This window comes from Rhodovulum sp., from assembly GCF_011048875.1.
Lineage (GTDB): Bacteria > Pseudomonadota > Alphaproteobacteria > Rhodobacterales > Rhodobacteraceae > Rhodovulum > Rhodovulum tesquicola.
Genome location: NZ_DSDD01000016.1, coordinates 1 through 4,887 on the forward strand (window position 1 = coordinate 1; position 4,887 = coordinate 4,887).

General features: G+C 67.1%; 4 protein-coding genes and 1 pseudogene. 3 read left to right on the top strand and 2 right to left on the bottom strand.

What is annotated here, in order from left to right:
• Positions 1-151: 151 nt before the first annotated feature.
• The gene (msrB, locus tag ENN83_RS00630; RefSeq protein ID WP_287182871.1) at positions 152-547 is read right to left on the bottom strand and encodes a peptide-methionine (R)-S-oxide reductase MsrB; all 396 of its coding nucleotides are present in this window, start codon (positions 545-547) and stop codon (positions 152-154) included.
• 108 nt (positions 548-655) lie between these two features.
• Between msrB and ENN83_RS00635 the strand changes: the two genes are divergently transcribed.
• From ENN83_RS00635 to ENN83_RS00645, 3 genes are all read left to right on the top strand, one after another.
• Positions 656-1,402: a GNAT family N-acetyltransferase gene (locus ENN83_RS00635; protein WP_287182873.1), complete on the top strand. Its 747-nt coding sequence runs from the start codon at positions 656-658 to the stop codon at positions 1,400-1,402.
• Positions 1,403-1,499: 97 nt separating this feature from the next.
• Complete coding sequence (gene alaS, locus ENN83_RS00640) at positions 1,500-4,154, top strand: alanine--tRNA ligase (RefSeq protein ID WP_287182875.1); 2,655 nt, start codon at positions 1,500-1,502, stop codon at positions 4,152-4,154.
• Positions 4,155-4,157: 3 nt separating this feature from the next.
• Entirely contained in the window at positions 4,158-4,445 is a 288-nt protein-coding gene (locus tag ENN83_RS00645) for a DUF1330 domain-containing protein (protein WP_287182877.1), read from the top strand.
• A gap of 112 nt (positions 4,446-4,557) precedes the next feature.
• Here the strand turns inward: ENN83_RS00645 and ENN83_RS00650 are convergent.
• Positions 4,558-4,887: pseudogene (locus ENN83_RS00650) on the bottom strand (translational GTPase TypA); the annotation flags it as partial.

A 4,887-nucleotide genomic window follows, 5' to 3' on the forward strand; every position in this document is an offset into this window, starting at 1 on the left:
GGGTCGGGTGATCGCGCTCAATCGGCGGGTGACCGAATCGAATGTCAAGGGCATCAGCTTCCTCGGCCAGCTGTTCCGCAACCTTGGCAATTTCCGCGCCGAGGATGTTATCGGACCGCGCTAGCCACCCTGCCCCCGAAGACGGGGCGGTTCAGCCCTTTTCCTCGAAATTCAGCGCAACCCCGTTGATGCAGTAGCGTAGTCCCGTGGGCGCGGGCCCGTCGGGAAAGACATGGCCCAGATGGGCGTCGCAGCGGGCGCAATGCACCTCGGTCCGGGTCATGAAAAAGCTGCGATCGGTGGTCTCCCCCACCGCGTCCTGATCCGCGGGGCGGGTGAAGCTGGGCCAGCCCGTGCCGCTGTCGAACTTGTCTTCGGCATCGAACAGGACCGCGCCGCAACAGATGCAGCGGAAACTGCCCGACCGTTTCGGGAAATCGTCATGGGTAAAGGGCCGCTCGGTGCCGTGCCTGCGGGTCACCTTGTAGGCAAGGTCCGACAATTGCGCGCGCCATTCGGCATCGGTTCTGGTGATCTTCTGGGTCATATTGCCTCGTGCGCCCTGTCCTTCAGTTGTCACAAATTCTGTGCTAACGCCGTCGTGAACATAGGTAGTCGGACGCTCGCCGTCCGCCAGTCCGCGGGAGCGGTCACGATGCTGTCACTTCGCAGGGGACGATACGCCGCCCGCTTCGCCCGGACCCCGGACGATATCGAGGCCGCGCAGCGTCTGCGCTACCTGACCTTCCGCGCCACGCCCGACGCCCCCGATGGGCTGGATGCCGATGCCTTCGACGCGCTGTGCCGCCATGTGCTGGTCGAGGAGGCGCGCAGCGGTGAACTGGTCTGCTGTTTCCGGCTCATGCCGCTCAAGGGCGGGGCCGAGATCGGGCAAAGCTATTCGGCGCAATATTATGAATTGTCGGCGCTGGCCGAGTTCGACGGCCCGATGGTCGAGATGGGGCGCTTCTGCATCCATCCCGACTGGCGCGATCCGGATATCCTGCGCGTGGCCTGGGGGGCGATGACGCGCTTTGTCGACGAGACCGGCGTCGAGATGCTGTTCGGCTGTTCGTCCTTCAAGGGCACCGAGGCCGCGGCGCATATGGATGCCTTCGCGCTGCTGACCGAGCGCCATCTTGCCCCCCCGCGCTGGCTGCCGCGGGTCAAGGCGCCGAATGTCTTCCGCTTTGCCCAGCGGTTGCGCCGCCGCAAGCCGGATGCCAGGCGCGCCATGCTGGCAATGCCGCCGCTTCTGCGCAGCTATCTGGTGATGGGCGGCTGGGTGTCCGACCATGCGGTCGTCGACCGCGACCTGAACACGCTGCATGTCTTTACCGGGCTCGAGATCCGCGCGATCCCGGCCGCGCGCAAGCGGCTGCTGCGCGCCACCGCGGGCTGAGGGGGCAGCCGGGCGCAGCGCCGCCTTGGCCATGGACAGCCCCCGCGCGCGGCGATACATCGGATCGGAAATTCCGAGACCCCGAGGCGCGACCGACATGCCCAGCCTGAACGACATCCGTTCGACCTTTCTGAGCTATTTCCAGAAGAACGGCCACGAGGTGGTCGACAGCTCGCCCCTTGTGCCGCGCAACGACCCCACGCTGATGTTCACCAATTCCGGCATGGTGCAGTTCAAGAACCTGTTCACCGGGGTCGAGAAGCGCGACTACACCCGCGCCACCACCTCTCAGAAATGCGTGCGCGCGGGCGGCAAGCACAACGATCTGGACAATGTCGGCTATACCGCCCGGCATCATACCTTCTTCGAAATGCTGGGGAATTTCAGTTTCGGCGACTATTTCAAGGAAGACGCGATCCCCTATGCCTGGGAGCTGCTGACCCGCGATTTCGACATTCCAAAGGATCGTCTTCTGGTTACCGTCTATCACACCGACGACGAGGCTGCCGCGATCTGGAAGAAGGTCGCGGGCCTGCCCGACGAGCGGATCATCCGCATCTCCACCAACGACAATTTCTGGATGATGGGTCCTACCGGCCCCTGCGGCCCCTGCACGGAGATCTTCTTTGACCATGGCCCCTCGATCTGGGGCGGCCCGCCGGGCAGCAAGGACGAGGATGGCGACCGTTTCATCGAGATCTGGAACCTCGTCTTCATGCAGAACGCGCAGTTCGAGGATGGCAGCATGCGCGCCCTGGACATGCAGTCGATCGACACCGGCATGGGGCTGGAGCGGATCGGCGCGCTGTTGCAGGGCAAGCACGACAATTACGACACCGACCTGATGCGCGCGCTGATCGAGGCATCGGCGCATGCGACCTCGTCCGAGCCGGACGGGCCGCGCAATGTCCACCATCGGGTGATCGCGGACCATCTGCGCTCGACCTCGTTCCTGATCGCGGACGGGGTGACGCCCAGCAATGACGGGCGCGGCTATGTGCTGCGCAGGATCATGCGCCGCGCGATGCGGCACGCGCATCTGCTGGGCGCGCAGGATCCGGTGATGCACCGGCTGGTGGGGGCGCTGGTGACCCAGATGGGCGCGGCCTATCCCGAACTGCGCCGCGCTCAGGCGCTGATCGAGGAGACGCTGAAGCTGGAGGAAACCCGCTTCAAGCAGACGCTCGACCGCGGCCTTCGCCTGCTGGACGACGAACTGGCCCGCCTGCCCGAAGGCGCGGCACTGCCCGGCGAGGCGGCGTTCAGGCTTTACGACACCTATGGCTTCCCGCTCGACCTGACGCAGGACGCGCTGCGCGAGATGGGGCGCGAGGTCGATGTCGCGGGCTTCGACGCGGCCATGGCCGCGCAGAAGGCCAAGGCGCGCACCAGCTGGGCCGGTTCGGGCGAGGCGAAGGAGGCGACCATCTGGTACGAGATCGCCGAGCGCGTCGCCCCGACCGAATTCCTGGGCTACGATACCGAGGTGGCCGAAGGGCAGGTGCTGGCGCTGGTTGTGAAAGGCGCCGAGGTGGCCTCGCTGTCCGAAGGCGCGACCGGCTGGCTGGTGGTCAACCAGACCCCGTTCTATGCCGAATCCGGCGGGCAGGTGGGCGATAGCGGCACATGGCTGAAACCCGATGCCTCGGGCGTGATCCATGACACCCAGAAGATGCCCGGCGGACTGTTCGCCCACAAGGTGACGCCCACCAAGGGGGGGCTGTCGGTCGGCGACCCGCTGGAATTGCGCGTCGATCACGCCCGCCGTTCGGCGATCCGGGCCAATCACTCGGCCACGCACCTGCTGCACGAGGCGCTGCGCCAGACGCTGGGCGATCATGTCGCGCAAAAGGGCTCGCTGAACGCGCCCGACCGGCTGCGCTTCGACTTCTCGCATTCAAAGGCGATGAGCCGCGCGGAACTGGCCGCTGTCGAGAGCGAGGTCAACGCCTTCATCCGGCAGAACAGCCCCGTGGAAACCCGGATCATGACACCGGACGATGCCCGCGCCATCGGCGCGCAGGCGCTGTTCGGCGAGAAATACGGCGACGAGGTGCGCGTGGTCTCGATGGGCCGCGCGCCCACCGGCAAGGGGCAGGACGGCAATGCCTGGTCGCTGGAACTGTGCGGCGGCACCCATGTCGAACGCACCGGCGATATCGGGCTGTGCGTGGTGCTGGGCGACAGCGCCTCCTCGGCCGGTGTGCGCCGGATCGAGGCGCTGACCGGGCAGGGCGCGCTCGAGCATCTGATCGCCCAGCAGGCCCGCCTGTCCGAGGTGGCCGAGATCCTGCGCGCCCAGCCCGCCGAACTGGCCGCCCGTGTCAAGGCGCTGGTGGACGAGCGCCGCGCGCTGGAAAACGAGGTGGCGACCCTGCGTCGTGAACTGGCGCTGGCCGGTCCCGGTGCGGCGCCCGAGGCGCGTCAGGTGGGCGGCGTGCCCTTCCTCGCCCAGGTACTGACGGGTGTCTCGGGCAAGGACCTGCCGCCGCTGATCGACGAGCACAAGGCCCGGCTCGGCTCGGGCGCGATCCTCCTGATCGCCGAGGCCGAGGGCAAGGCTGCAGTCGCCGCGGGCGTGACGGGCGATCTGACCGCCCGCGTCTCGGCCGTCGATCTGGTCAAGGCGGCGGTGGCCGAACTGGGCGGCAAGGGCGGCGGCGGGCGGGCCGACATGGCGCAGGGCGGCGCACGCGACATCGCCAATGCCCAGGCCGCGATCCGCGCCGCCGAAACCCTGCTGGAGGGTTGAGCGATGGGGGCACTCTGGATCGCGCATGTCACCGTCACGGACCCCGACGCCCATGGCAAGTACGCCGAACTGGCCGGTCCCGCCATCGCCGCGCATGGCGGCACCTTCCTCGCGCGCGGTGGCCGTTTCGTGCAGCTCGAAGGCCGCGAGCGCCCGCGCAATGTCGTGGCGCGCTTTCCCAGCCTCGAGGCGGCGGTTGCCTGCTACAACAGCCCCGAATACCAGACCGTGCTGGACCATGCCCGCAGTGCCTCGGAACGGGAATTTCTGGTCGTCGAAACCACCGACTGACTCACGCCTATGAATCAAGGCGCCGCACCCTTGAATGGGGCGCAGCGCCTTGTTTCTTCTTGGTCCAAATACCCACGCGCCGAAGGCGCGCGGCCCCGCAAGGGGCCGTAATTCAGCCCGCCGCGCGGGACTGGCGCTTGCGTTCGTGTGGATCGAGGAAGCGCTTGCGCAGACGGATCGCGCTGGGGGTCACCTCCACCAGCTCGTCATCGTCGATATAGGCGATGGCTTCTTCCAGGCTCATCCTGACCGGCGTGGTCAGCCGCACCGCCTCGTCCGTGCCGGAGGCGCGGATGTTGGTCAGCTTTTTGCCTTTCAGCGGGTTCACTTCCAGGTCGTTGTCGCGGCTGTGCTCGCCGATGATCATGCCCTCATAGACGGGCTCCTGCGCGCCGATGAAAAGCCGTCCGCGTTCCTCGAGGTTGAACAGCGCGTAGGCGAC